25 protein-coding genes and 1 tRNA gene are annotated in these 23089 nt (G+C 61.1%); 10 read left to right on the top strand and 16 right to left on the bottom strand.

Translation table 11 applies throughout. The annotated features are described in order from the left end of the window. Positions 1–359 precede the first annotated feature (359 nt). Positions 360–758 (top strand): hypothetical protein, encoded by a 399-nt coding sequence (locus tag ACE103_RS07365; RefSeq protein WP_375778878.1) that lies wholly within the window; start codon positions 360–362, stop codon positions 756–758. Between the two features lie 35 nt (positions 759–793). Continuing rightward, positions 794–952, top strand: a complete 159-nt coding sequence (locus ACE103_RS07360) for a hypothetical protein (protein ID WP_375778877.1) — start codon at positions 794–796, stop codon at positions 950–952. Between the two features lie 378 nt (positions 953–1330). Here ACE103_RS07360 and ACE103_RS07355 read toward each other — a convergent pair whose 3' ends face one another. The 8 genes from ACE103_RS07355 to ACE103_RS07320 all read right to left on the bottom strand — a co-directional run bounded on the left by ACE103_RS07355 (position 1331) and on the right by ACE103_RS07320 (position 7255). Further along, positions 1331–1519, bottom strand: coding sequence for a hypothetical protein (locus tag ACE103_RS07355; protein ID WP_375778876.1), 189 nt, complete (start codon positions 1517–1519; stop codon positions 1331–1333). A 277-nt stretch (positions 1520–1796) separates the two neighbouring features. Next, positions 1797–2591 carry a hypothetical protein gene (locus tag ACE103_RS07350; protein WP_375778875.1) on the bottom strand — a complete coding sequence of 265 codons (795 nt, stop codon included), beginning with the start codon at positions 2589–2591 and terminating at the stop codon, positions 1797–1799. A 47-nt stretch (positions 2592–2638) separates the two neighbouring features. Beyond that, entirely contained in the window at positions 2639–3025 is a 387-nt protein-coding gene (locus ACE103_RS07345; RefSeq protein ID WP_375778874.1) for a hypothetical protein, read from the bottom strand. A 660-nt stretch (positions 3026–3685) separates the two neighbouring features. Next, a complete protein-coding gene (gene queC, locus ACE103_RS07340) occupies positions 3686–4396 on the bottom strand; it encodes a 7-cyano-7-deazaguanine synthase QueC (RefSeq protein ID WP_375778873.1) in 711 nt (236 codons plus the stop codon). Next, positions 4381–4830: a nucleoside 2-deoxyribosyltransferase gene (locus ACE103_RS07335; RefSeq protein ID WP_375778872.1), complete on the bottom strand. Its 450-nt coding sequence runs from the start codon at positions 4828–4830 to the stop codon at positions 4381–4383. The genes queC and ACE103_RS07335 overlap by 16 nt, the downstream gene beginning before the upstream one ends. Positions 4831–5208: 378 nt before the next feature. Beyond that, positions 5209–6162 carry a DUF3800 domain-containing protein gene (locus ACE103_RS07330; RefSeq protein WP_375781035.1) on the bottom strand — a complete coding sequence of 318 codons (954 nt, stop codon included), beginning with the start codon at positions 6160–6162 and terminating at the stop codon, positions 5209–5211. A gap of 267 nt (positions 6163–6429) precedes the next feature. Next, positions 6430–6981, bottom strand: coding sequence for a nucleotidyl transferase AbiEii/AbiGii toxin family protein (locus ACE103_RS07325; RefSeq protein ID WP_375778871.1), 552 nt, complete (start codon positions 6979–6981; stop codon positions 6430–6432). A 91-nt stretch (positions 6982–7072) separates the two neighbouring features. After that, positions 7073–7255 carry a helix-turn-helix domain-containing protein gene (locus ACE103_RS07320; protein ID WP_375778870.1) on the bottom strand — a complete coding sequence of 61 codons (183 nt, stop codon included), beginning with the start codon at positions 7253–7255 and terminating at the stop codon, positions 7073–7075. Between the two features lie 1033 nt (positions 7256–8288). Here ACE103_RS07320 and ACE103_RS07315 point away from each other — a divergent pair. Beyond that, positions 8289–9905, top strand: a complete 1617-nt coding sequence (locus ACE103_RS07315) for a recombinase family protein (RefSeq protein WP_375781034.1) — start codon at positions 8289–8291, stop codon at positions 9903–9905. Here the strand turns inward: ACE103_RS07315 and ACE103_RS07310 are convergent. From ACE103_RS07310 to ACE103_RS07290, 5 genes are all read right to left on the bottom strand, one after another. Continuing rightward, positions 9862–9938 (bottom strand) — tRNA-Met (locus ACE103_RS07310). The two genes, ACE103_RS07315 and ACE103_RS07310, sit on opposite strands and share 44 nt — an antisense overlap. A 115-nt stretch (positions 9939–10053) precedes the next feature. Next, a complete protein-coding gene (locus ACE103_RS07305) occupies positions 10054–10410 on the bottom strand; it encodes a hypothetical protein (protein ID WP_223969648.1) in 357 nt (118 codons plus the stop codon). 53 nt (positions 10411–10463) lie between these two features. After that, a complete protein-coding gene (locus ACE103_RS07300) occupies positions 10464–11102 on the bottom strand; it encodes a class I SAM-dependent methyltransferase (protein ID WP_375778869.1) in 639 nt (212 codons plus the stop codon). A 25-nt stretch (positions 11103–11127) separates the two neighbouring features. After that, on the bottom strand, positions 11128–12324 hold the full coding sequence (gene mnmA / locus ACE103_RS07295; RefSeq protein WP_375778868.1) for a tRNA 2-thiouridine(34) synthase MnmA: 1197 nt from the start codon (positions 12322–12324) through the stop codon (positions 11128–11130). Positions 12325–12724: 400 nt separating this feature from the next. Beyond that, positions 12725–13033, bottom strand: coding sequence for a hypothetical protein (locus ACE103_RS07290; RefSeq protein WP_375778867.1), 309 nt, complete (start codon positions 13031–13033; stop codon positions 12725–12727). Positions 13034–13073: 40 nt separating this feature from the next. Between ACE103_RS07290 and ACE103_RS07285 the strand changes: the two genes are divergently transcribed. The 3 genes from ACE103_RS07285 (at position 13074) to ACE103_RS07275 (ending at position 15664) form a co-directional block, all read left to right on the top strand. Next, on the top strand, positions 13074–14267 hold the full coding sequence (locus ACE103_RS07285; protein WP_375778866.1) for a flagellar hook-length control protein FliK: 1194 nt from the start codon (positions 13074–13076) through the stop codon (positions 14265–14267). A gap of 10 nt (positions 14268–14277) precedes the next feature. Next, positions 14278–14997, top strand: coding sequence for a flagellar hook assembly protein FlgD (locus tag ACE103_RS07280; protein WP_375778865.1), 720 nt, complete (start codon positions 14278–14280; stop codon positions 14995–14997). 484 nt (positions 14998–15481) lie between these two features. After that, complete coding sequence (locus tag ACE103_RS07275) at positions 15482–15664, top strand: hypothetical protein (protein WP_375778864.1); 183 nt, start codon at positions 15482–15484, stop codon at positions 15662–15664. Between the two features lie 133 nt (positions 15665–15797). Here ACE103_RS07275 and ACE103_RS07270 read toward each other — a convergent pair whose 3' ends face one another. Together ACE103_RS07270 and ACE103_RS07265 are read right to left on the bottom strand one after the other, a co-directional pair. Beyond that, the gene (locus tag ACE103_RS07270) at positions 15798–16085 is read right to left on the bottom strand and encodes a hypothetical protein (RefSeq protein ID WP_375778863.1); all 288 of its coding nucleotides are present in this window, start codon (positions 16083–16085) and stop codon (positions 15798–15800) included. 458 nt (positions 16086–16543) lie between these two features. Next, the gene (locus ACE103_RS07265; protein WP_375778862.1) at positions 16544–17521 is read right to left on the bottom strand and encodes an AraC family transcriptional regulator; all 978 of its coding nucleotides are present in this window, start codon (positions 17519–17521) and stop codon (positions 16544–16546) included. A gap of 549 nt (positions 17522–18070) precedes the next feature. Between ACE103_RS07265 and ACE103_RS07260 the strand changes: the two genes are divergently transcribed. Together ACE103_RS07260 and ACE103_RS07255 are read left to right on the top strand one after the other, a co-directional pair. Then, the gene (locus tag ACE103_RS07260; protein ID WP_375778861.1) at positions 18071–18250 is read left to right on the top strand and encodes a hypothetical protein; all 180 of its coding nucleotides are present in this window, start codon (positions 18071–18073) and stop codon (positions 18248–18250) included. Between the two features lie 17 nt (positions 18251–18267). Next, complete coding sequence (locus tag ACE103_RS07255) at positions 18268–19626, top strand: OpgC domain-containing protein (RefSeq protein WP_375778860.1); 1359 nt, start codon at positions 18268–18270, stop codon at positions 19624–19626. A gap of 178 nt (positions 19627–19804) precedes the next feature. Here the strand turns inward: ACE103_RS07255 and ACE103_RS07250 are convergent, their stop codons facing one another. After that, the gene (locus ACE103_RS07250) at positions 19805–20584 is read right to left on the bottom strand and encodes an alpha/beta fold hydrolase (protein WP_375778859.1); all 780 of its coding nucleotides are present in this window, start codon (positions 20582–20584) and stop codon (positions 19805–19807) included. 424 nt (positions 20585–21008) lie between these two features. Here ACE103_RS07250 and ACE103_RS07245 point away from each other — a divergent pair, with 424 nt between their 5' ends. Beyond that, positions 21009–21284 carry a DUF1153 domain-containing protein gene (locus tag ACE103_RS07245; protein ID WP_002714638.1) on the top strand — a complete coding sequence of 92 codons (276 nt, stop codon included), beginning with the start codon at positions 21009–21011 and terminating at the stop codon, positions 21282–21284. A gap of 227 nt (positions 21285–21511) precedes the next feature. Continuing rightward, complete coding sequence (gene fliF / locus ACE103_RS07240) at positions 21512–23089, top strand: flagellar basal-body MS-ring/collar protein FliF (protein WP_374708006.1); 1578 nt, start codon at positions 21512–21514, stop codon at positions 23087–23089.

Raw genomic sequence — 23089 nt, 5'->3', positions numbered from 1 at the left:
CCTTCGCTCGTGCCGCTGCTGACAATCTCCGGCATCTAGTTGCAACCGGTGTGTTCGGTGCCCTGACCGGTCCGGCGCTTGCGCTGATGCAGTCAATTGCGGCCGATCAGACAATGCGGCCAGCCCACCGCCCTTCTGGGATAGCCGCCCGAATTGCTGCACGGGTAGCGAGGGGTTCGCCCTGGAATAACAGACTAGTCACCGCCGCGGCCGGCGCGGGCCGTTTTCCGCTCCACGCGGATCGGCGATCATGACAAACGCCTCGCGATCGAGTAGTGTGGGAGCAATTATTCGCATCCGCTTCAGACGCCCGTCTGGGGCGGTTTCCTTTATCAGTTTCCGGTTGGTGAGCAGGGGCAATGGTTCAAAATCGATGGGGCGCCGTACGAGAGATCTGCATCGTCGCGCTTGTGCTGGCTGGCGCGGCAACTTTGCCGGATCTCGCTCAGGCCGGTGAAATGGCAAACGACTCGCAGCAAAAGTGCCTTGAGCTGACACGGATAGCTGCTGACTCGTTGCGCCTCACACCTGCAGACGAAGAGTTCTGCGAGCGATTTGGACGAGTTGTCGAGAGCTACAACACTGAAAGAGGCATCCCGAAGGACGACTCTCCATCGCGGCCGTCTAAAATGTCTCACACCGAAATCGTCGCACTGATCACCAGGTTTATCAGCCAGAATCCCAAGTATGTGAACGAACCGCTCGCCGCCAAGACGATGTATGCCATTTCGGCGTTGGCCAGCGGGCAAATGAGGTAACGGCGGCGGTTGCCGCTATGGGGGATGGGGGGACCATGAAGCGACACAGGACGACGATTGGCACGCTGATCGACCACGACAAAGCGTGCGCATACGATCGCATCAAGATGCTCTACGTGAACCGCTGGCTCGAACGACGCCCTTGCCTGAAGTGGGCCATCGAGACCTGGATCGACAAGCCCTGGCGCCGGTAGCGAGGGCTTCGCCCTGAAGATCACCGGGACCGCCCGGGTCAGAACCGGGCATGGCCGGCGGGCGCTACGCGCGGATCAACACCATTCTCCAGTTGCGCGCCGTCCGCCGGAATGGCATCCAGATTTGCTTTCGGAGGGGGGACGAGATGCTCAGGGATTCTCTCAAGTGGGGGCTCGCGGGGGGCGTCGTTTTGTACATCATGACGACCATTCTCGCCTTCACAGGGTGGCGATACAGAATACCATCTGACGACAACCTCCTGTTCCTGATGAGGACGGGCAGCCTGGCGTCCAGCATGGCTATTGCTATCTGGCTGGTTCTCACGGGCAAAAGGTCTTCAACCGGATGACCATCAAGCGCGCCGAGCGCTCCGTGCGCTAATGACCCGGTGGCCGCCGGAACGGGATCACTTCGCCGTCTGCTGCCCTGATCACCGCCCGCGCCAGCGCCATCAGGTCGAAGCCGAGATCTGCGATCTGGTCGGCGACGCCCTGGCGGTCCATCTCGTGGACGATCGCCTCAGCAACCTTCATCAGTCGTGCCATCTCCGCCGTCGTGTCGCCCATCGTGCCGTGTCCTCGGTGAGACCGAGATCATATCCACGGCGGGCGTGGGTAGCGAGCGCTCCACGCTGATCTTCCAATCCCCATCTGCGCCAGTCCGCCTCGGGGATCGAGACCTGCAGCTCGTTGCCGGCGAAGTCGAGCACGTGTCAAACAGGTCGATCCGGCGCAGCCCCTTCGCCTCGCGCTCGGCCATGATCCGCTGGCCGGGAATCTGACCAAGGACAGGGTTGAGCCGCAACATGGTGCGGAGTTCACTCAAGCGTCTGGCTGATGCCGGCTATTTCTTGGTGATCGAACCTTCTCCGGCGGAGTTACGGGGAGCACGCGCGTCGATATTGGCCGCAATTCGAGGGATAGCGGCAATTACGCGAGCCATGGCGATCACCGTCACGTCGCCATGGTCTTCGCCGGCCGTTCGCGGCACGTGACCTTGGATGGCGTCAACGACACGGTGATCGAGCCCTAGGTTTCGGGCGATCGTCTTGAGGCGATGCCGCCAGCCATGGTTAGGCTGGACACGATCATCTGTCACCACACCTCTGACGAACGCCACGACACGTTCGTAAGCGCCCTTTGCGAACAGCGGGCCATCGCCAGAGGTCTCAACGAACATTAAGAACCCCATATCAATCAGGTGCTGATGCACGGGGACCAGCCGGAACAGTCCTGACTTGATGCTGCCCGCAGCCGGGTTGAAATCGAAAATATGGCGTCCAGACTCCCTGCGAACATCTTCCTTTCGAAGCTGCAACGCCTCGCCAATCCTACAACCGGAGTAGGCGGCGATGATCGGACCCCATTTCTTGGCCGCAGCGGTCCGTGCGTCCTCTTTCGGCTTCCGGGCGTATGCGAGGCAGGCTTCAAATATCGCCTTGGCCTCGTCTTCCGTGAAGCCTTTTGATCGCGTGCGGATTTTCTTCTCCGCCTTGATCTTGATGACGTCGGCCGGATTCCTTGCCAGCTTCTTGTTGTCAACAGCCCAGCCGAACACTGATCGAATGCCTGGGAGATCACCATCCCGCAAGGATTTGACGGTCACTACCTTGAGTCGAGCATTCTTGAACGCGAGCATGTCCTGGTCGGTTACGCGGCCGGCGTCGACTTGACCAAGATGCTTGATCAGCCTATCCACAGCCCCCGGTAGGTATCATGAGTCTTTCGTGAACGGCCGGTGGCCTTGGCTTCCTGCCACCAGAGGTCAAACAGCCCGCTGATCGTATGCTTCGGTTTAGCTTTTGTTACGCTCTCGATAGCTGGAAAGCGAAGCGCCTTCATATCGGGCGTGTAGTGTCCCTCTGCATTGCGGCGGAGCTGCCAGCCAGCATCTAGCGCAGCGGTGCCAACAAGATGGAGGAACCGGCGACGGTCACCCTGAGCAAGATGGATGCGCTGTCGGATCAGTACCCAATCGGCGATCAACCCAAACCGGTCCTCCAGGCTATCGAACTGTCCGGGCGGTAGGGCATTCACAGCCGCGGTCAGATCGCCCTCACCAAACACCTCCATCGCGGTCGCCGCCTCATTCGGCATGAGCACAGCGGGCGGCGGGGACTGTATGCGGCCTTCAAGTGCCGCGCGATGCAGCGCCTTGTGATAGCTCCACGGTCCAGGCTCACCGGGACTGTCGGAATGGATTTCGTCGTAAATCCGGTACGCCTCGCCAGATAGCGCGACCAGCGCCTTGTGAAAGAGACGGGCTCAGCTTCTGTCAGTTCGAACAGCCGCCGAAGATGATCCAATGCGTTTGCCTGCCGCGCCTCCGCAAGGAGCCGATCATCCGTTTCGAGGCTGAAAGAAATATCGTTTCCGATCTTCACCACCTTGATGAAGGGCCGCTCGGTGCCAAGGCTGAGCAGCACGCGCTTGCCGCGTAGCTGCGCGATGACTTTGGCAGGGACGCGAACGTGGAACTGGGGAATGCTGGATCGAGTGCGGGTGGACATTGAGAAGTTCAAGGAAACCATGGTTCTGTGTGGCACTCTTGTGTGCCACTCAGGACCGAATTTCCAATAAAATCAATGCATCCAATAGGATAGGTGGTGCTGCCAGACAGGATTGAACTGTGACCGAGAGCACGTTCCTTACTGAATATATTGAGGTTTTCGCCTCGCCAATGGTGCGTGAGTGGCGAGAGCAGATGTCTACGGATGAAATCCGCTTAGATTGCTACGCCGAGGCCGCAGTGAATTCCCGCCAGCCCTTCTCTCGCAGTCGGCAGGCGTCGCACTCTGTGCATCCGTATCCCCAAGGTTGCCGCCTCCCTCTCACGCCTTCGTAGCAACTATGCGTCTCTTCCCTGATGAGTTCTAGTAAGGCGCTGCCGCCAAGGGCACTGGACAGCCTCCAGACCCCGGCCTTGTCTAGCTCCATCAAGGGGCATTGTATTGACCATGAAAAGCCTGTCGCTTCGTTCAGCGCTGCTTCTATGGCGTTCATAGCCTTACGCCGACAATCGGGATAACCCGAGTATTCGGTCTCGCTGACGCCACAAGCGAGCGTCTCAATGCCCCTCCGAAACGCCACACTTGCGCTCAAAGACATCATTATGAGGTTTCGCCCGGGAATATATTTTTTCCGAAGGAGCATCTCACTTCGGGAAACGTCAAACGACGCGATATTCCCTGCGATCTGACCGGCAAGGTCAAGTGCAACCACATGGTCTGGCCCGAGCCGAGTGGCTATCTCGGGGAATTCATCAGCTAAGCGAGCTCGAAAAATAGCTCGCTGCTTCATCTCTACAGCGTGCTTTTGGCCATAATCAAAGCCGATCGTTTCGACCCTCTCATAGTTCTCGAGAGCCCATGCGAGAACCGTCGCGGAATCCTGGCCGCCCGAAAAAAGGACCAGTGCCGCTGAGTTGCTCAATGCTGCTCCCATTGTCGACGTCGAATCCAATCACACGCAGAATCGATATCCCTAAATATCTTACGGAGTGCGCAATCGATCATAGGGTTATCGCCGACAGGAAGCAGAGACCGAACGTCCGTTTTTAGGCCAAGGCAAATCTTACCGCGACTGTAAGCGTAACCCAGCTCGAAGCACGCTCCTTCATCGATCACCCGTCCGTCCATGACGATCATGAGGATATCACATCTATCGATGGCGCGAATGTCCGCAGAAAAAATCGAGCTTTTAGCCTCTTCCACAGACATTCCGCTCGCGACGAGATCGACAAGTAGGGAGCCATCTTCCTGGGGCAGATAAACGTCCGCAAACCCCATCAAGCTATCGCGCAGCAGAGCATTCCACTGGCGCTCTTGAGGAGAAAACAGCGGACCAGCGAGATAGATATTAGGTCGATTAGAAATCAAAGCGCCCCATCCCCGTCAATAATCTCCCCGAGGCGTTCTGCAAACAGAAACTCTTTGTAGTCGTCGTCCAGTAGGATTTTTCTGGCAATCGCCTTGGCGACCTCGCTAGTCGTGAGGTGGCTTGTATCGAGTACCCGATCATCTTGAATTCGGTAGATTTGCCTATCCCCTTCAATTCTTTGCGACGCATTATACAAATCAGATAAATCAAAAACTGACCCGCCGTAAGCCGGATAGTGGCGGGCTATTGTCGGCCGCCGGTGCCTTGGTCGGTTTGTGGAGCCATCATTTCGATCTCAATTCGGAAGGTTACGAAGACCATTAGTGATGGGGGGACCGGCGAAGCCGCGCGCGTCTCTGATGGCGTCGAGGAATTCATCAGTCAGAGTAGGCACCATCATGGAAGCGAAGGAATAGATCCAGCTTGTCGCGATCGTGCAAGCTGGAGACATGATGCAGGAAGGCAATGTTGGCATCGTGCGAAGTGGAAATGAGATCGCGAAGCAGCTCCGAATTCTTCAGGCTGGTGCCGCTCAAGTCCGCTCGGTCCGCAGCCACCTCGTCCCGTGGTGTCTCGGTGAAGTAGCTATGCATCTTGCCCAGCACTCCCACGACGACGTCTGCGAGCTGGATGCCGGGCTCGGTTTTGGAGTCCGCAAAGCGAAAATGCGTGACCGGCGCGCCGCCGCTGGTGAGGGGTGTCTTCAGAAAGTGGTCCTGAATGGTTTGCTCCATATCCAGGATATGAGTGGCATGTTTGAATATGGCAATGCGGCCCATGTAAAAGGTGCTGAAATCGTCAATCAGCATGTTGGGCGGATAGCCTTCAATGAATTCGAGACCATCGAGCCCTCGCCCCATCTGAAGCACACCCTTCAGCATTGTCCTATTGCAATCCGGCAGCACAGCGCTGTTGTGCTCCAATAAGGCAATGAGTTCATTCAGGAACGGCCTACGGCTTTCTAGGGCCAAGCCAGGATAGCCGTAGCGATGGAATAAGCCGATCGTGGCCGGAAGATCACTTCTCAGCACCTCGGCTAGGTCGCTCTTCAGCGCCGCATGGAACCCGAACAGCTCGGGATTTTCGAGCAAAATCGAATCAACAATGTCGACGATCGACCAATAGAGCGGGTCGAGATCATGATAGTGGATCATCAGGCCGTTTTCGGTGATCCAGCGCAAGAACGTGGTCAGCTTGGTAGATCGCAACAGGTCCAGAAAGTCGCCTTTTGCGACATGCTCAAGTTTAATTTCGCTGGCCGTCTTCTGAACGCGCATGACGGCCCGCAGCGGCCCGATGTCTATCGGGCGCGGCGCACCTTCATGCACCACGCCGCCCAAGACGAAGACCTTTAACTCGGCGACGTTCAGGGCCTGAGCGGCGATATGCAGCTTGCGGATATTGTTGGTTTCATCGTGATAGAATGTATAGCTCTTGTCGGCCTTGGTGAGCCCCTACATTCGTATTTAAGAGTCTCTAAACTCATCGATATCAACCAAAAAGCATCCTCCCTGAGCGTCAGCCACTTCCGAATATATAGAACGACCGGACTTGGGCGAGCGCTCTCGCTACGGACGGCCAAAGGGAGCGAGGAGCGTTCAGTCGACTAGCCAGCAGTCCATATTGGCGGCGGCATCAAACTTCCTCAACAGGCGGTCAAGAAGCGACTGTTGTCGCGTCGGTAAATCTGGACCTTTCCTCCAACCAGCGAGTGGCTTTCCATAAGGGCTCCCCCTGTAAAAACCTCGGATGGCGTTCGACACCTCGGTCAGCGATCCGGGTTCGACCGCAACCTGTTTGGTGAATGCCGACCACTGATCCTTCTTGCCGGCATCCTCCGTGAAGGCGGTCGTCAGGCCGTCAGGACGCTTAGTTGGAATCTCGGTCTTGCGGCGCTCGAACGTCGCCTTGATAGCTCGAGCTAGCGCGTCGCCTTCGAACTTGTAGGAGCGGATCAACAGCCAAACGTCGTAGAAGTCCTTCAGGCGACTATTTGCGAGACCAAGCGAGACCATTGCCTGGAATTTCTCCGCCACAACGGTTTCACGGGCGTAGGAGCGGAGCTTGGGGGGTGGAAAATCCAACAGCACCGGCAGATCGATTTCCTGAACGCCGGGCTCGACGGCGTCGCCGAACACGACATCGATCACTGCGCGTAAGCGAGCACGGTCGTGTCATCAAAATGAGCGCCCGAGGAAATCCGCCTTCAAAGTGGTGTTGCCCCCTTAAATCGCGCGTCCATTAGTTCGACATGTTGGTGTCAAGGAGCGCCAGAAGTGAGCGCACCACTACTAGTCGCCGACGTCCGATCGTTGTCGTGACGATACGCCCACTTCCTATCAACTCGTAAAGTTTCGTGCGTCCCAAGCCGGTCACTTCGCATGCATCGTCAATCGTGCAGGTGAGCCGCTGGGCGAATGGCATCGTGCTCGGTTCTGTGGCATTCGGAGCGGATAGACTGACGTGTGACTGTTGTCCGCCAGTTTTCTCTCGTCGATTGTATCTCACGTGGCCCACCTATGCGCAGCTCGACAGGACCAGAGTTGTTTGCACGACGAGCAACGTCAATGCGAACATCCGAGGGCGCTCGCGTACGACAGCGCACGTCAGCGGCGGTTTGAATATTTTCGGACACCAAAGGCGACGAGGAAATTTTTCGCGAAAGCGCCAGCCACAATGAGGCATCGCGCCGAGGCTAGCCTGCGAAAGTCGTCAGTGAATTCGTCAAGCGTTCGCCGCTGTTCACCGGTGTCTTATTCAACCATTATTCAACGAACGCGGCTGATGGCTACCTAAGTGCCTGAGTTTGCTGGCGCTCCCTAGGGGAATCGAACCCCTGTTTCAGCCTTGAGAGGGTAAAGTTGATCCGCTTGATGATTCATCGTGAGGAGAGTCCTGCGTTGGAGACCTTACCCGGCTCGTCTGCATGAGCACGCGTTACTGCACCAGTTTCGCACCGGAAACGACCCAGCCGAAGCGCAACGAACGCGATCAGATTCAAACAAAAAGTCCACAAAATCAACGAAGCCAGTCGCCATCCCGCCGCTCATAACGGTCTGGCTGCAGGCTTGTGCCTCCGATGGCGCAGCATGTTGGTGACGCAATCGCGGGCAGAATAGGACTCTCGCACCAGATATCATCTTCTGAGAGTCTGTCCGTATTGTTCCTTATCATATCCAATTCTACGATCGGCGCTTAAGCGCCCTGCCGTCTCTGACCAGTGCGCGTCATCTTGCCGAGATGAAGCGCGCGAGGACCAGAGAAGTACACAGTCGTGGACCACAGTCCGCGACCTCAGCGCAAATCGATCCTGCTCTGATTAAGTTTGTTGAAGCACTTGCAATCGCCGACGCTAGACGCGATCATCTTTTCGATAGCGAGCGTCTGATGAAGAATTATCTCGATGCCGCCGGCGACAAGCGCATCAGCAGTGGTATTCGAGATGAAACCCGCAGCGATCTATGCTCGGTTCTCGACCGAGCTTCAAAACGAAAAATCGACTGAAGATCAGAATGCCCTGTGCCGAGCCTATGCGGCTCGTCATCAGCTCGATGTCGTTGCTACCTTTGAAGACAAAGCGCGTTCTGGAGCCTCGGTATTCGGTCGCGATGGTTTGATGCAGCTTATGGATGCTGCGCGCCAACAACGTTTCACCGTTGTCATTGTCGAAGCGTTGGATCGGCTTTCACGTGACATGGAGGATCTAGCCGGCATCCACAAAAGGTTGTCTTTCCAGGGGATCGAGATCCAAGCCGTCCACGATGGCACTGCGGACTCAATCTTGATTGGGATCCGCGGCCTCGTCGGACAGATGCAGCGCGAGGACGGCGCGAAGAAGGTCCGCCGCGGCATGGCCGGCGTGATACGCGACGGTCGACATGCGGGAGGGCGTGCTTACGGATATCGAGCGGTGCCCGGCAAACCCGGCCAGCTCGAAATCGTCCAAGACGAAGCTGCGATCGTTCGACGGATTTTTGCGGCATATGCCGCGGGACGGCCCCCGCGAGAGATCGCGCATGATCTCAATCGGGAAAACATCCATCCACCGCGGGGGCGGCGATGGAATGCGTCGACGATCAACGGCAACGCCAAGCGCGGGACGGGGCTCATCTTCAATGAGCTCTATGCTGGCCGTATTGTTTGGAACAAGGTCCGGATGGTGAAGGATCCCGATACAGGCAAACGATTGTCTCGCCCAAACCCTCGTGAGGAGTGGCAGAGCATTGATGTGCCCCAACTGCGGATCGTCGAACAATCCGTTTGGGAGCAGGCGCACGCTTTGAAGACTGAGAAGGGGCATTTGGCCAGCCACATGAAGCGACGGGCGCCGCATCTCCTGTCGGGTCTTCTTCGGTGCGGTTGTTGTGGATCTGGCCTGTCAGTTCACGACCGCGACAAGACTGGAAAGACCAGGATTCGTTGCTCAGCTGTGCGCGAGAGTGGCAATTGCTCGAATCGCAGGATCATCTACCTGCGCGACATCGAAAGACTTGTGCTCGGCGGGATGGTCGAGGAGTTGAAGGACCCACGGCTAATCGAGACTTACGTCCGCAACTACAACAGTGAGCGAGAGCGGCTAGCGGGGAACGCGTCCGCTGAACGCATGCGGCTAGAGGCGAAACGTGACCGGATCGAAGGCGAGCGTCAGCGTAATATTGATCTCGTGATCAGGTACGTGATTTCCGAGGAGGACGCCAAGCAACGGATCGCAGAGCTGAAAGAGGAGCGGTTGCGCGTCGAGGCGGAACTGGCTGCCCTCGAGGAGGCGCCTATCCCCATCTCACTGCATCCAGCAACGCTGGACCGCTACATCGAGACCGTAATTGCGCTGGCCGACACAATAGCAAGCCACGCAAGCGCGGAGGACGACCGTGGTCCGTTGGTCGCCGACTTCAGGACGCTGGTGCACAGCGTCATCGTTCACCCGAAAGGCCCTTGGCAAGGCTTCGAGGTCGAGGTGAAGGGAAAGCTACCCGCACTGGTCGGCGGAGGGGTCTTTCCGGAGGCCCACTACAATAGTGGGGGATACATGGTAGCGGGAGAGGGACTCGAACCCCCGACCCCAGGATTATGATTCCCGTGCTCTAACCAGCTGAGCTACCCCGCCACAGGCTCGCGATCGGCGGCATGGAGCCGCGGGTGCGAACGCGCGGCATATAAAGAGTGGCATGCTCGCCTGTCAAGCAAACCCGGACAGGACCGCAACTTATTGCACACAGGGGCTATTTTGGCCTCACCGAGGGGTCGCCACCGGGGCTGCCGGGCGGAGGAATCACCGGCGTGTTGCCGCCTTGCGGGGTCGGCGCACGCATTTCGGGGTCGACGCCGGCCGGCGGACACAGCACGCCGTCGGATCTGGCGAGCTTGTCGCCCAAAGCTTGCCCGGTGGTGGTTCCTTCCGGAACCGCGACGCCCGGACGCGAAGGCTGCTGCGGTGCGCAATTGGCTGCGGCGCGAGACGGCGCCGGCGGCGCGGTCTGTGCCGGCGGCGTGGCTGATGTCGGGGGCGCCTGCGCCGCGGCAACGACGGGCGCCATGATCAGGGCACAGGACAAAGCGAGCGTTCGATTGATCCTCATGACGAGAAAACCGCGACGACGCGCCGATGTTCCCGGCAAAATCGCAGCAAGCCCTACGATTTGCGGAAACGGATCAGCGAGAAATGCCCCATCGGCGGCATCGGCCGGCGTTCCGCGAGACTGACGCCGCCATGCTTGGCGGCCCAATTGGTCAGCCGCTCCCACGGAAATTCCGGACGCCAGCCGAGCCGCCGCGCCAGCGGCGCGAAGGCGAGCTCGAAGACGCGGCGCGGGCCGCTCTCGGCGCCGATGTGATTGACCAGGATCAGCTCGCCGCCGGGCTTCAGCACGCGGATGAAATCGTCGAGCGTGGCTTCGGGATCCGGGACCGCGGTGATGACATATTGCGCGACCACCGCGTCAAAAAATGAATCCGGGAATGCGAGGTTCTTGGCGTCCATCACTGCCAGCGTCTCGACATTGCTGAGGCCCAGCGCATGCACGCGCCTGAGCGCCCGCCGCAACATCGGCTCGGAAATATCGACGCCGCAGAGTTTCGTGGTGCGCGCATAGTCCGACAACGACAATCCGGTGCCGACACCGACGTCGAGCACGCGTCCGCCGATCCGGTCGGCTTCCGCGATCGTCGACTGACGGCCCTGATCGAACACCTTGCCGAACACCAGATCGTAGATCGGTGCCCAGCGGCCATACGCCTTTTCGACCCCCTCGCGGTCGATGTCCCCAGCCATTCCCCTGCCCCGATGTTTCTTCTGTCTAGCCGCGAACCGCTTCCGCGAGCGGCGCCATCGCATCCTGCGTCGCGGCCCGCACGACGCGGCTCGCGCTCGCACTTCTGATGAAGCCGCCGCCAAGCACACGCGCCTGCCCGGAGGCTGCATCATAGAACACGCAGGCCTGGCCGGGCGATACGCCCTCCTCGCCGGCGACGAGCTCGACCTCATAGCCGCCATCGACGGCGCGCAACCATGCCGGCTGCGGCGCGCGCGTCGAACGCACGCGGACATAGATCTCGATACCCTCGCCGATCACGCGGTCCAGCGCGCCGTCGCCGATCCAGTTGACGTCGCGCAGCGCGATGCGATCCACCCGCAGCGCCTCGCGAGGCCCGACCACGACCCGGCGCGTCGCCGCATCGAGCTTGACCACATAGAGCGGATGGCTTGATGCGATGCCGAGGCCCTTGCGCTGGCCGACGGTGAAATGAACGATGCCCTGGTGCTGGCCGATGACATTGCCGGCGAGATCGACGATGTCGCCCGGCGCGATCGCATTCGGCTTCAGCCGACCGATGATGTCGGTGTAGCGGCCGGTCGGCACGAAGCAGATGTCCTGGCTGTCCTGCTTGTCGGCAACCTCGAGGTCGAAGCGCCGCGCCAGCTCGCGGGTCTGCGGCTTGGTCATGTCGCCGAGCGGGAAGCGCAGGAAGTCGAGTTGCTCGCGCGTGGTCGCGAACAGGAAATAGCTCTGGTCGCGATCGGCATCCGCCGCGCAAATGAGCGAGCGCGATCCGTCGGCAAGCCGGCGCGAGGCGACATAATGACCGGTGGCGAGCGCCTGCGCGCCGAGCTCGCGCGCGGTCGAGAGCAGATCGCGGAACTTGACCGAGCGGTTGCACTCGATGCACGGCACCGGCGTCTCGCCGAGCGCGTAGCTGTCGGCGAAATTGTCGATCACGGATTGCTTGAAGCGGCTTTCGTAGTCGAGCACGTAATGCGGGATACCGATCCGCTCCGCGACATTGCGCGCATCGTGGATGTCGCGGCCGGCGCAACAGGCGCCCTTGCGATGGGTCGCGGCGCCATGGTCGTAGAGCTGCAGCGTGATCCCGACCACGTCATAGCCCTGCGACTTCAACAGCGCAGCCGTCACCGACGAATCGACGCCGCCGGACATGGCAACGACGATCCGTGTGTCTTCAGGGCGGCCTTCAATATCCAGACTGTTGAGCATCTCTAAGCGGTCATTGGTCACTGTCGTGGCGCGCTTATGCGCTCCGCGACGAAATTGGAAAAAGCCTTTGTCCAGAGAGCCTTAGAACGCGTCCAAGGCCGGTTCGGTCGGTTCGGGACGCGTCGGAGGCCACCTTTAATATAGGCCGTATTCCGGCGAGGCAATCCGGCGGAATCCGTGGCTTGCCGTGCGCGGACGGCAAATCTTGCCGCCGGGCAAAAAGGAGGCCTGTCGGGAACCTGTCCCGGACCGCGATAGCCGCAGCTAACCGACTGAAACAGCTTAGTATTTTATCCACCCGATGGTTGGCCCGCTCCTTGCTGACAAAAGGCCGGAAGTCTCATTTGCGAGGGTTGGCAGTGGTCAGCGTTACGTCGGAAGCATTGGCAAGCCGGTCTTTTCAGGGCCCGACGACACGGTCGGCGCGGCCCGATCCCGCTTCGCAGGCGGGGAACGACGGCTTTGCCGCGCTGGTCGACAGCAATTCCGCGTCCACGAGCGACGACACCAGGTACGACACCCAACCGGCGCCTGCGCGCCGGTCGGACGATTCGACCTCGACGACCGATGCACGCTCCCGCGACACCAGCACGGCCCCCGACCGCACGTCGCGGGATTCGGGCAGCTCGCGCGATGACAGCAAGGTCGACAGCGACGCGCCGCCGAAGACCAAGTCGAAATCGAAATCGGACGACTCGAAGTCGAGCACCGATGCGCAATCCACCGGCGACAAGGCCACGGCGCAAGCCGTGCCGCAACCGGATCCAGCCAATGCGGCAGCGGCCAACGCCGTGGTTGCCGTTCCCGTCGCCGCTGCAGCGGCGACCGACCCGACGGCGACGGCGACCGCGCCATCCGGCCAACCGGCGGCACCACTGGCGATCGCAGCGGCGGCCATCGCGGCAAGCGCGGCGATCGCCGGCACTGGTGCCGCTGCCGGTACCGGTGCGCCGGCCGGCGCCGACACCGCAACGGCGGCGACCACCACGGCGAACGCCGACAAGGTCGCCAAGGCGGCCGGCGTCAAGACCGAGGGACAGGCCATCACGACGGATGCGGCAACGGTTTCGGGCGCAGCGACGGCGACCGGCGATGCGACGCTCGTCGCTGCCGGAACGCCTGCCACGAAGACGACGACGCAGGCCAAGGCGCAGGTGGCCGCAAAGGATGCGACCGCGACGACGCCAACCGGCCAGGACGGCGCGGCCCAAGGCAGCAACGCCACCGCACAGGCCACTCCGACCAACATCGTACCCGCAGCCACGCAGCCGACGGCTGTATCCGGCAAGGCGAAGGCCACCGCAGACGGCGCAGCCGATGCCATCAAGGCCGATGCAAGCGGCGACGGCAACGCCGCGCCGACGCCGACGGCCGGCGGCCATGCGGCTGCGCAGGCCCAGCTCACCACGCCCGATGCCAGCGCGCAGGCGGCGAATGCACTCCAGCCGCAACTGCCGACCGGCCAGACGACGCCGTCGGCAACCGCGCAATTGACCGTGACCAACGCCGCGCAGACCGCCGCCGTGCCACTGAACGGGCTTGCGATGCAGATCGCTGCCTCCGCCAAGAGCGGCAAGAGCCGCTTCGAGATCCGGCTCGACCCCGCCGAGCTCGGCCGCATCGATGTCCGCATCGATGTCGATCGCAACGGCCAGGTGACCTCGCATCTCACCGTCGAACGGCCGGAAACGCTGTCGATGCTGCGCCAGGACGCCAACCAGCTACAGCGCGCACTCGACAATGCCGGCTTGTCGACCGGCAATGGCGGATTGCAGTTCAGCCTGCGCGATCAGTCGCAGTCGGGCCAGAACAACAACGGCCAGTCCAATCCGAATGCCCAGCGTTTGATCGTCGCCGAAGAGGACAACGCTCCCGCCGCAGCGGCAGGCCGCTCCTACGGCCGCGCAACCGGCGCCCTCGGCGGCGTCGATATCAGAGTGTAAGGAGTTCACCATGGCAGTCGATGCAACCATGCCGACGCCCGTCGTCTCAGCACCGGGCACCGGCAACGGAACGAGTTCTGGAAGCAGCAGCACCAGCACCAGCGGTGCGTCGACGACGACGGCGGGCATCGCAGACAATTTCCAGACCTTCCTGACGCTACTCACGACCCAGTTGAAGAACCAGAACCCGCTCGACCCGCTCGACACCAACCAGTTCACCCAGCAGCTCGTGCAGTTCGCCGGCGTCGAGCAGCAGCTGAAATCCAACGATCAGCTCAAGCAGCTGATCGCGATCGAGAAGAGCGCCCAATCGACCCAGGCGCTGGTCTATGTCGGCAACACGGTGGCCGTCGACGGCAGCAAGACGCAGTTCAACAAATCCGCGACCTGGAATCTGGTATCCCCGCAAGCCACCAGCGCCACCATCACGATCACGAGCTCGACCGGCCAGACCGCCTATTCCGGCAATTTCAACCTGAAGCAGGGCAACGCCAGCTTCGTCTGGGATGGCAAGGGCACGGACGGCACGCAATGGCCGGCCGGCACCTACACGCTGACCGCCACCGGCAAGGATTCCACCGGCAAGGACCTCGCGATCTCGACCGAGATTCAGGGCGTGGTCGACTCCGTCGACCTCACCGCCTCCCCGCCGCTGCTCTCGATCGGCGGCCAGACCTACACCACCGACAAGATCAAGCGCGTGGTGCGCGGCGCGACGAGCTCAAGCTAACTCAGGGCTTCGCGGCATCCTGCCGATCCGGCGTTCAGCTTCGCGGGAATCGCGCAGACGCTTCTGCGCGTCACGAGCAGCCGCTTACACCTGTCCTCCCCGCGAAAGCAGGGACCATCCTCTGCGGCTCGTGTCGTTGGCGGGACTCGGCATATCAGCAACGCGCAACATCGACCTTCGGTGGTTACGGGTCCCTGCTCCCGTGCGCAATTGCGCACTAGACAGGGACGACACCGAATTTGCAGACCGGCCTGCCAGTCATACAGCCGCGTTCTCGCGAGGGGGCTTGCCCGTCGGGCAATCAGTGCCGGGACCGATGCTTACCAAGCGACATTAGCAGACATAAACAGCAATAAATCGCTGCGCGTCAGCTTCCTGTAAGCAAGCGGGCATTATCTTCAAGTTCGGCGCTTGAACGCCGATTCCGCCCTGAAACTCCGCAACTGCCAAGCTTCGCGCTTTGACCGCCGGCAAGAGTTAGCCAGTGACCCCGACACGCCCGACCCCGCCAGACCCCGCCCAGACCACGCCACGGCATGCGGTGACACCCCACCCGAAGCTTGCCGAGACAATGACCGAGAATGCGCGCCTCAGGACCATCGCCATCACGGTCATGCTCGAGATCGCAGTGCTTCGGGAACGGCTGCCGCCGACTGCCGGCGAGTAACAACGCGGCCCGAGAGGAGTGACAAGCGAGGCTGTCTCGCCCAACTCACGCCCCCCGAACGTCCGTCATGGCTGACAGGTCTGGCCTGTGCCGGCCACGCAACCGGCGCGGCCCGCTCCATGCGCATGCCGCATCAATAGATCCGGACGTGATTGGCCTCGAACGTCACCGGAAAGTTGTTGCGATTCTGCAAGGTCAGGATGAGCACGACGCCGACACCGCCGCGGTGATCCCAGTACACGGCCCGGTCGGTTTCGTGCAGGGGCTCCATCGAGGTCTGGTTCTTCTCGAAGTGCGGCGCGATCGATACGTCGAAAAACTCGTTCGACGCTTTCGAATCCTTGCCCCACCAGAACGTGAACGGCTGGCTCGAATTGGCGGCGATGGTATAGGTGCCTTGCTTATGGTCGATATTGGCCATGATGTCGGGGTCCTTCGTTTTGCATTCGTCGCTCCGATGCGACGCCCCGACAATGATACGTGACGCGCGCACACGCCGTGATCTAGCTCACTCTGCTTTGCAACCGACGCAACCGCGCCAGCGGCGTCCGTGGGCGCCAGCAAAGGATGGCTTGCAAAGAGCGTCCTGGCTGAGCGACACTTCCGGTTCCAGATATTGCCGACCTCAATATTCGCGCGCAATGAGTTGGTCGAATGAAGCGAGTTCCGAGCGATCGACGCCCCATCCATCACTCGCCGGTGTTCTGGATCGGCATCGCCTTGTGCCTGGCAGCGATCGCGATCTACCTTTGGTCCGACGACCTGTCCTGGCGGCCCACACCGCGCCCGCGGTGAAGAACCGACCGTCGATGGCCCTACGATCTCTTCAAGAGGTCCCTTTAATGGGCATTGCACACGTGCCGATCACGTTAGCACGGCTCAGCTGGCCACCTTTCGGGCAAGCCGAACGCCGCGCGGAGAATCGCCGAAACGAATTCGGAACGAGCGATTGAAATGCGAAACATCCGAGAAACCAACCTCCAGCGCGATATCGGAAATCCGCTGACTGCCGCCGTGAGACCCGGTTAGCAATTCGAGCGCGCGCTGGAGACGCAATTCATTCAGGCGCTCGGTGAACGACGCTCCCGATGACGCCATCAGGCGCTGTAGATAGCGGGGCGAGATGCCCTGACAACGGGCGACCGTTTGAACGCTGAGCCCAGGCTCCTGAAAGTGTAGGGTGATGTAGTCGAGGGCTGCATTGTGCCGCGCAGCCATGACGGCGCTCGCGCTGCTCTCGCCCAGGGCAGGGCACTCGTCGATCGCGAGTGCGACGAGATCGTGGATGTGGGTCACGATCGTATGGCGAAGTTTTGGGGCGGTCAGTGCTCTCGCCTTGAGAACCGACTTCAGATAGGCCGCGAATAGCCGGAATGCTTCCTTTCGGCGCCCGATCGGCTGCATGACCAGGCTCTCGACACCCGATACGCGCTGCTCAAGCTCCGCGCGCGGCACCGCCAGACCAAGTTGCAATCCATCAACATAGGTGACGCTGGCCGCTTCAGAATGCAGGATTGCGATCGCATCACCCGCGCGAAGCTCGACGTCATGGCCGCGCTGCGACAGCCGACTTCTGCCGGGGGAGCAGAAGATGACGCCGATGGAATCATCGCCATCGGCGAGGCTCGCTCGCGAGCGCTCAAAGCGCATCGACGTGCCCTTTAGCGCGAGTATGCGCAGACCCTGAATCGTCCGTAGCGACGCATCGGCCTGGATCGGAGTGTTCGACAGCGGCTCGATGTCGGCGTGCACGACGCATCGCCCAAAGTGCTCGCGCCATAGAGGGAGACGAATACGCTCCGGAAGGTCGCGCGTCGAAAATCGATACGATGCAAAATCGGCTGCGTCCGTAGGCATGGGGACCTCCAGCCTTCACAGAGCATCAGGATGAAATGCTGCGGCACACCATTTTCATGTCTGCATTTTGCAATTCACGCACCGGCGTTCTCTCGATCCGTGCGCGCAAGTCCAAGAAGCCATGCTATCGATCTGCTAGTCTGATTTGCCTGTGATCGATGCTGATGTGAACTGGTTCACGTACCGGTCAGAATATTACGTTTATACTGATCGCGAAAGTCGCGGCCTTTATTTCTCCCTTAGGAGGAGACGGTCGCGATGGCTCTATCTGTAATTGCCGCCATCGGATTCATTGGACATCCCTGGCGACGCGCAAGCGTAGAGCAGTTGATGCCCCTGTTCGCAATTGATCCGGTTTACGGAGCCGCGGGCAGGTCATTTTTGAAAGATTGCTGATACCGATCTTATTTCGCTGCTTTAGCCAAATCGCTAAGCAGAATTTGTCGGACATAAAGTGCCTGCGGCACTGCTGGCTTTTGGCCGCCGGTTGAAATGGTCGAAATCTGTCACGTGGGAAGTCAACCTCAGTGATCAGGAAGGCGTTCGATCATGTCCACCATATTCGACATGCTTTATCACGAGTACTGTCGTGCCCGCCTCGCCGAAATGCGAAAGCAGCTTTCGATACCGCTCGTCGGCGAAGTCCTGCAGGCGCCGCCGGAAGACGGCGATCGTTCCGGGCCCCGTGACTGCGGCTGGCGGGCAAAAGCGCCGCCAACCCTCGGGTAGCTGGAGCGTACAATCCCATGGCTTGGCCGGAGGCTGATCCGGCACGCGCATGCCCTGGAGCATCAAAAGCGTCCCGTGGACCTGTGCCCGACGGAGAGCCGTGCGCGCGCCAGACAGATCGACAAATGCATGATCGAACCCACACCTCGAAGCGATTGATCGGCGAAACTCCGCCGGAATTCAGATCGACGGATCGCGACCCGCGCATCGACGTCTGCCGCGGGATCGCGTTATGGTGGATATTTCTCGACCACATTCCAAACAACGTCGGAAGCTGGCTGACGCTGCGCAACTACGGCTTCTGCGATGCGGCCGAGATTTTCATGTTCATCTCGGGCGTGACTTGCGCGCTGGCCTACGGCAGAGCCCGTCAACGTGACGGCTGGAGGGGCATGATCGGCCGTTCGCTGCGACGGGGATGGAACATCTACGTCGCGTTCCTCCTGCTTGTGCTTGCTTGCGCCGTGCTCGTCTACGTCGCAGGCGGCGATCTTGCCGACGAGAGCAATACAACGGTTCTGTTCGAGCGCCCGGGCGCGACGCTCGCTCACGCCGCAATCCTGCAATTCCGCCCTGTCAATACCGATGTCTTGCCGGTCTTTGTGATCTGTCACGTCTTGTTCGCACCGTTGTTGTGGCTGCTGCTGCGCGCACCAAACGTGACGCTTGGCGTTTCGCTGCTGCTTTATGCGCTGGCGCATGTCTTCGGCTGGCGTGTTCCTGCCTGGCCTGACGGCTTCTGGTTCTTCAATCCGCTGGCATGGCAGTTTCTGGTCGTGTTGGGCGCATGGTACGTCGTCGAGGGGAAGACGATCCGGGAATGGATGACGTCGCGCCCTGCGCTGATCCTTTCCGCTCTCTTTCTGGTGATGAGCCTCGTCCTCGCGCTCGGCCAGGACCTCAAGGTGCTGCCGCAGGCCGTGACGGATCTGCTCTTTCCATTGGACAAATCGAATCTGAGCCCATTGCGGCTACTGCATTTCCTGGCTCTTGCGATCGTGACGTCATGGCTCGTTCCCGCCGGTTGGCGAGGACTATCGACGCCGATCCTGCGCAGCGCGCGGTGCTGTGGCGAGAATTCGCTGCCGATCTATTGTCTTGGCGTTCTGCTGGCGCTCGTTAGCCAGCTTGATCCGCTCGACATTTCGAACCGGCTTTCGATGCAGATCGCGGTCAGTCTCGGAGGCGTCTTGATGATGATCGCCGCCGCGGCGCTCCTGAACGCGCTCAGCACCAAGCGCAAGCCTGCGGTGCGCGCGGTCGATCGGGACATTTCCGCCGCCGTTGCAAATCCCAAAGTTGAGGATCGCGCACGCAGGACCGTTCTCGATCCGCAGCTGAGAGCCGTCGCTGCTCCGTCGACGTATCGCCCTTGATCAAAATTTGAATCGCGCCGGATATCGGCCATTTGCCACGTTCGACAGGGCAGTGCCCCCCGGAGACTCGTCGTCTGGCGGCTCCGGATCGAGCGGACAAGAGCGCACGCAAAGCGATCCCGGGAACGTCTCCACCTTCCCGGGGAGTTTCGTTATCGATGCGGGGAGGAGCCGCCCCTCACTCCGATCGTCCCGCGGCGTCGAGGATCAGCCGTGCAATCGGATCGGGCTGCGAGATCAGCGCGAGATGGCTGGCCTTCACCTCGATCGTGGTGGCACCCATCCGCTTGGCCATGAAGCGTTCGAGATCCGGATTGATGGTGCGGTCCTCGGTCGAGACGGCGTAGTAGCTCGGCTTGCTGCGCCAGGCCGCGTGGCTGGTTCTGCCGGCCAGCAGTTGCTTGTGGAACGGCTGCTGCACGGCATAGAGCACCTTTGCTTTCGCTTCCGGGATGTCACCGGCGAAGTCGCGCAGGAACGCGGCTTCGCTCAGCCGGCCCTCATCGCCATCGAACACGATGCCGGCGCTCGCGGGCGGCGTCGGATAGGTTTTGGCCAGCGCGGTGTAGTCCTCATCCGCATCGGGTGCGCGCGCGGCGATATAGACCAGCGCCGAAACATTCGGATGCATGCCGGCCTCGGTGACGATCATGCCTGAGAACGAATGGCCGACCAGAAGGGTCGGGCCATCCTGACGATCGAGCACCCGCTGCGCCGAGGCGACCGCTTCCGGCAGCGTGGTGAGCGGATTTTGCACGGACGTCACATTGAGCCCTGCGGCCTGCAGGCGCGGAATGATTTCCGACCAGCACGAACCGTCCGCGAACAGGCCGTGCACCAGCACGACGTTGCGCGCCTTCACCGGCGGCGTGGTTGCGGCGATGCCGCGCGAGGACACCAGCGAAGCTGCCGCGCCGGCAAGCAAGGCAGTCGAGAAGATGCGTCTGTTCATCATCATGATAAAGGCTCGGATCGAGTGATTGAGGAAACGCGCACCTGCGGTGAGCGGACAATCTCTTCTACGCACACAAAGGCGATTGGTTACGCGCGACGTCGCTGGGGAGATCAAGGATAGTTGAACAGGTGGGAAGCTTGACCAATGTTCACCTCGCGTGAGGTCGACGACACAGCGGGAAAACGCCCGACCGAAGGTCGGCTTCTGTTCCCAGCGGGGCTGGATCAGCCGCAGATGCGGCTTGCCAGGCGGCCAGATGGGAGGGGTTAAGACCGGTATCACACCGCTCCCAAGCGCCCAATCCGCCACCCTGTTCCCGGCCGTTCCAACGAGAATCGTATTGAAGCCTTGGGCTTAGGCAAATTTTAAACCGGTGGGCGTAGGTTACCTATCGCGAGTTCAGTGGTTGAGAGTTTGTGAGTACGCCATGACAGAACCCCATCGCCCGAGGGTGAAATACGTCATCGGGCCTGACGGCAGCCCGTTAACGATTGCGGACCTGCCGGCCCCCGGTACCAAGCGGTGGGTCATCCGCCGCAAGGCCGAAGTCGTCGCTGCGGTCCGCGGCGGCCTGCTCTCCCTTGAGGAGGCCTGCAGCCGCTACACGTTGACCGTCGATGAATTCCTTTCCTGGCAGTTCTCGATCGACCAGCATGGTCTGGCCGGACTGCGGACTACACGTATCCAGCAGTACCGGCAGTAAGTTTCGCCAAAATAGTGGTATTTAACGAAAACCGGCCTCGCTTTGCGAAGCCGGTTTTTTTCATGTCCGCGTTTTTGCCGCGGTTCTTAACCTTCGTTAACCATATGGAAACCATACCCTAGGCAATATTTGCCCAGTCGGACCCGCTTGGGCCGAATCCCTGGGGGCCGTTGGTGCAAAGTCTGGTTGCTTTCTTCAGAGGTCTAGGTGCGGCCCGCCTCGCGGCTATGGTTGCGGTCACCGCGGCCCTGATCGGTTTCTTCGCCTTCGTCATCATGCGCGTCACCACGCCCCAGATGACCACCCTGTTCACCGACCTGTCGACCGAGGATTCCTCGGCCATTATCAAGGAGCTGGAGCGCCAGGCGATCCCGTTCGAGCTGCGCAGCGACGGCGCCGCGATCATGGTGCCGAAGGACAAGGTGACGCGGCTCCGGATGAAGCTCGCCGAGGGCGGCATGCCCAAGGGCGGCGGCGTCGGCTACGAGATCTTCGACAAGTCGGATGCGCTCGGCACCACGAGCTTCGTCCAGAACATCAATCATCTGCGCGCGCTGGAGGGTGAGCTGGCCCGCACCATCCGCGCCATCGACCGCGTCCAGGCCGCGCGCGTCCACCTCGTGCTGCCGGAAAAGCCGCTGTTCTCGCGCGAGACGCCGGAACCATCAGCCTCGATCGTGCTCAGGGTGCGCGGCGCGCTGGAGCCGCAGCAGATCCGCGCGATCCGCCATGTTGTCGCCTCCGCCGTCAACGGGCTGAAGCCGCAGCGGGTCTCGATCGTCGACGAGGCCGGCCAGCTGCTCGCCGACGGCGCCCAATCCGATGCCGATGCCGCGGTCGGCGACGAGCGCCGCGCCGCCTTCGAGAAGCGGATGCGCAAGCAGGTCGAGGACATCGTCTCCTCGGTGGTCGGCGCCGGGCGCGCCCGCGTCCAGCTCTCCGCCGACTTCGACTACAACAAAATCACCCAGACCTCGGACAAGTTCGACCCCGAAGGTCGCGTGCTGCGCTCGACCCAGACCCGCGAGGAATCGAGCGCCACCGCCGACAATTCCGGCCAGGTCACCGTCAACAACGAACTGCCGGGTAACCAGAACCAGGACAACGCGGTCCGCGCCCGCGACCAGAGCAAGAAGAGCGAGGAAACCAACAATTACGAGATTTCCCGCACCACCAAGACCGAGGTGACCGAGGCCGGCCGCGTCAATCGCATCTCGGTCGCGGTGCTGGTCGACGGCGCCTACGCCAAGAACGAAAAAGGCGAGATGGTCTACCAGGACCGCTCCAAGGAGCAGCTCGACCGCATCGCCGCCCTGGTCCGTTCCGCGATCGGGTTCGACCAGAAGCGCGGCGACCAGGTCGAGGTCGTCAACCTGCGCTTCGCCGAGCCGCCGACCGCGCAGCCAATCGCCGAGCCGACCGGCCTGCTCGGCATGCTGCAGTTCACCAAGGATGACGTGATGTATGTCATCGAGCTCGGCGTCATGATGATGCTCGGCCTCGTCGTGCTGTTCATGGTGGTGCGCCCGCTGGTCAAGCGCATCGTGGCGGCCGACGTGATCCCGGCGCTGGCCGGCGGTGCGGGCCTGCCCGCGCTGGCCGAAGCCCATGCCGAGAGCGCCGGTGCATCCAGCCAGGCGCTGATCCCGAGCGGCAGCGGCGCGGCGCAGTTGATCGACGTCGCCCAGATCCAGGGCCAGGTCCACGCCCAGGCCGTGCACCGGGTCGGCGAACTCGCCGAACGCAATCCGAACGAGACCGTCTCCATCGTGCGTCAATGGCTGAGCGAGCCGGTGGAGAACTGA

This window comes from Bradyrhizobium sp. ma5, from assembly GCF_042258955.1.
Taxonomy (GTDB): Bacteria; Pseudomonadota; Alphaproteobacteria; order Rhizobiales; family Xanthobacteraceae; genus Bradyrhizobium.
This window is presented reverse-complemented; position numbering and strand designations above follow the sequence as displayed.

Bases quoted from the DNA above. Each gene is read 5' to 3' on its own strand.
- ACE103_RS07255 (WP_375778860.1), top strand. From the start codon at position 18,268: ATGGCTTGGCCGGAGGCTGATCCGGCACGCGCATGCCCTGGAGCATCA.
- ACE103_RS07360 (WP_375778877.1), top strand. From the start codon at position 794: ATGAAGCGACACAGGACGACGATTGGCACGCTGATCGACCACGACAAA.
- ACE103_RS07250 (WP_375778859.1), bottom strand. From the start codon at position 20,584: ATGATGATGAACAGACGCATCTTCTCGACTGCCTTGCTTGCCGGCGCG.
- fliF (WP_374708006.1), top strand. From the start codon at position 21,512: ATGGTTGCGGTCACCGCGGCCCTGATCGGTTTCTTCGCCTTCGTCATC.
- queC (WP_375778873.1), bottom strand. From the start codon at position 4,396: ATGGGAGCAGCATTGAGCAACTCAGCGGCACTGGTCCTTTTTTCGGGC.
- mnmA (WP_375778868.1), bottom strand. From the start codon at position 12,324: ATGCTCAACAGTCTGGATATTGAAGGCCGCCCTGAAGACACACGGATC.
- ACE103_RS07355 (WP_375778876.1), bottom strand. From the start codon at position 1,519: ATGGGCGACACGACGGCGGAGATGGCACGACTGATGAAGGTTGCTGAG.
- ACE103_RS07270 (WP_375778863.1), bottom strand. From the start codon at position 16,085: ATGGCCAATATCGACCATAAGCAAGGCACCTATACCATCGCCGCCAAT.
- ACE103_RS07320 (WP_375778870.1), bottom strand. From the start codon at position 7,255: ATGCCATTCGCCCAGCGGCTCACCTGCACGATTGACGATGCATGCGAA.
- ACE103_RS07280 (WP_375778865.1), top strand. From the start codon at position 14,278: ATGGCAGTCGATGCAACCATGCCGACGCCCGTCGTCTCAGCACCGGGC.
- ACE103_RS07245 (WP_002714638.1), top strand. From the start codon at position 21,009: ATGACAGAACCCCATCGCCCGAGGGTGAAATACGTCATCGGGCCTGAC.
- ACE103_RS07260 (WP_375778861.1), top strand. From the start codon at position 18,071: ATGTCCACCATATTCGACATGCTTTATCACGAGTACTGTCGTGCCCGC.
- ACE103_RS07345 (WP_375778874.1), bottom strand. From the start codon at position 3,025: ATGGAGGTGTTTGGTGAGGGCGATCTGACCGCGGCTGTGAATGCCCTA.
- ACE103_RS07305 (WP_223969648.1), bottom strand. From the start codon at position 10,410: ATGAGGATCAATCGAACGCTCGCTTTGTCCTGTGCCCTGATCATGGCG.
- ACE103_RS07350 (WP_375778875.1), bottom strand. From the start codon at position 2,591: ATGCTCGCGTTCAAGAATGCTCGACTCAAGGTAGTGACCGTCAAATCC.
- ACE103_RS07365 (WP_375778878.1), top strand. From the start codon at position 360: ATGGTTCAAAATCGATGGGGCGCCGTACGAGAGATCTGCATCGTCGCG.
- ACE103_RS07265 (WP_375778862.1), bottom strand. From the start codon at position 17,521: ATGCCTACGGACGCAGCCGATTTTGCATCGTATCGATTTTCGACGCGC.
- ACE103_RS07300 (WP_375778869.1), bottom strand. From the start codon at position 11,102: ATGGCTGGGGACATCGACCGCGAGGGGGTCGAAAAGGCGTATGGCCGC.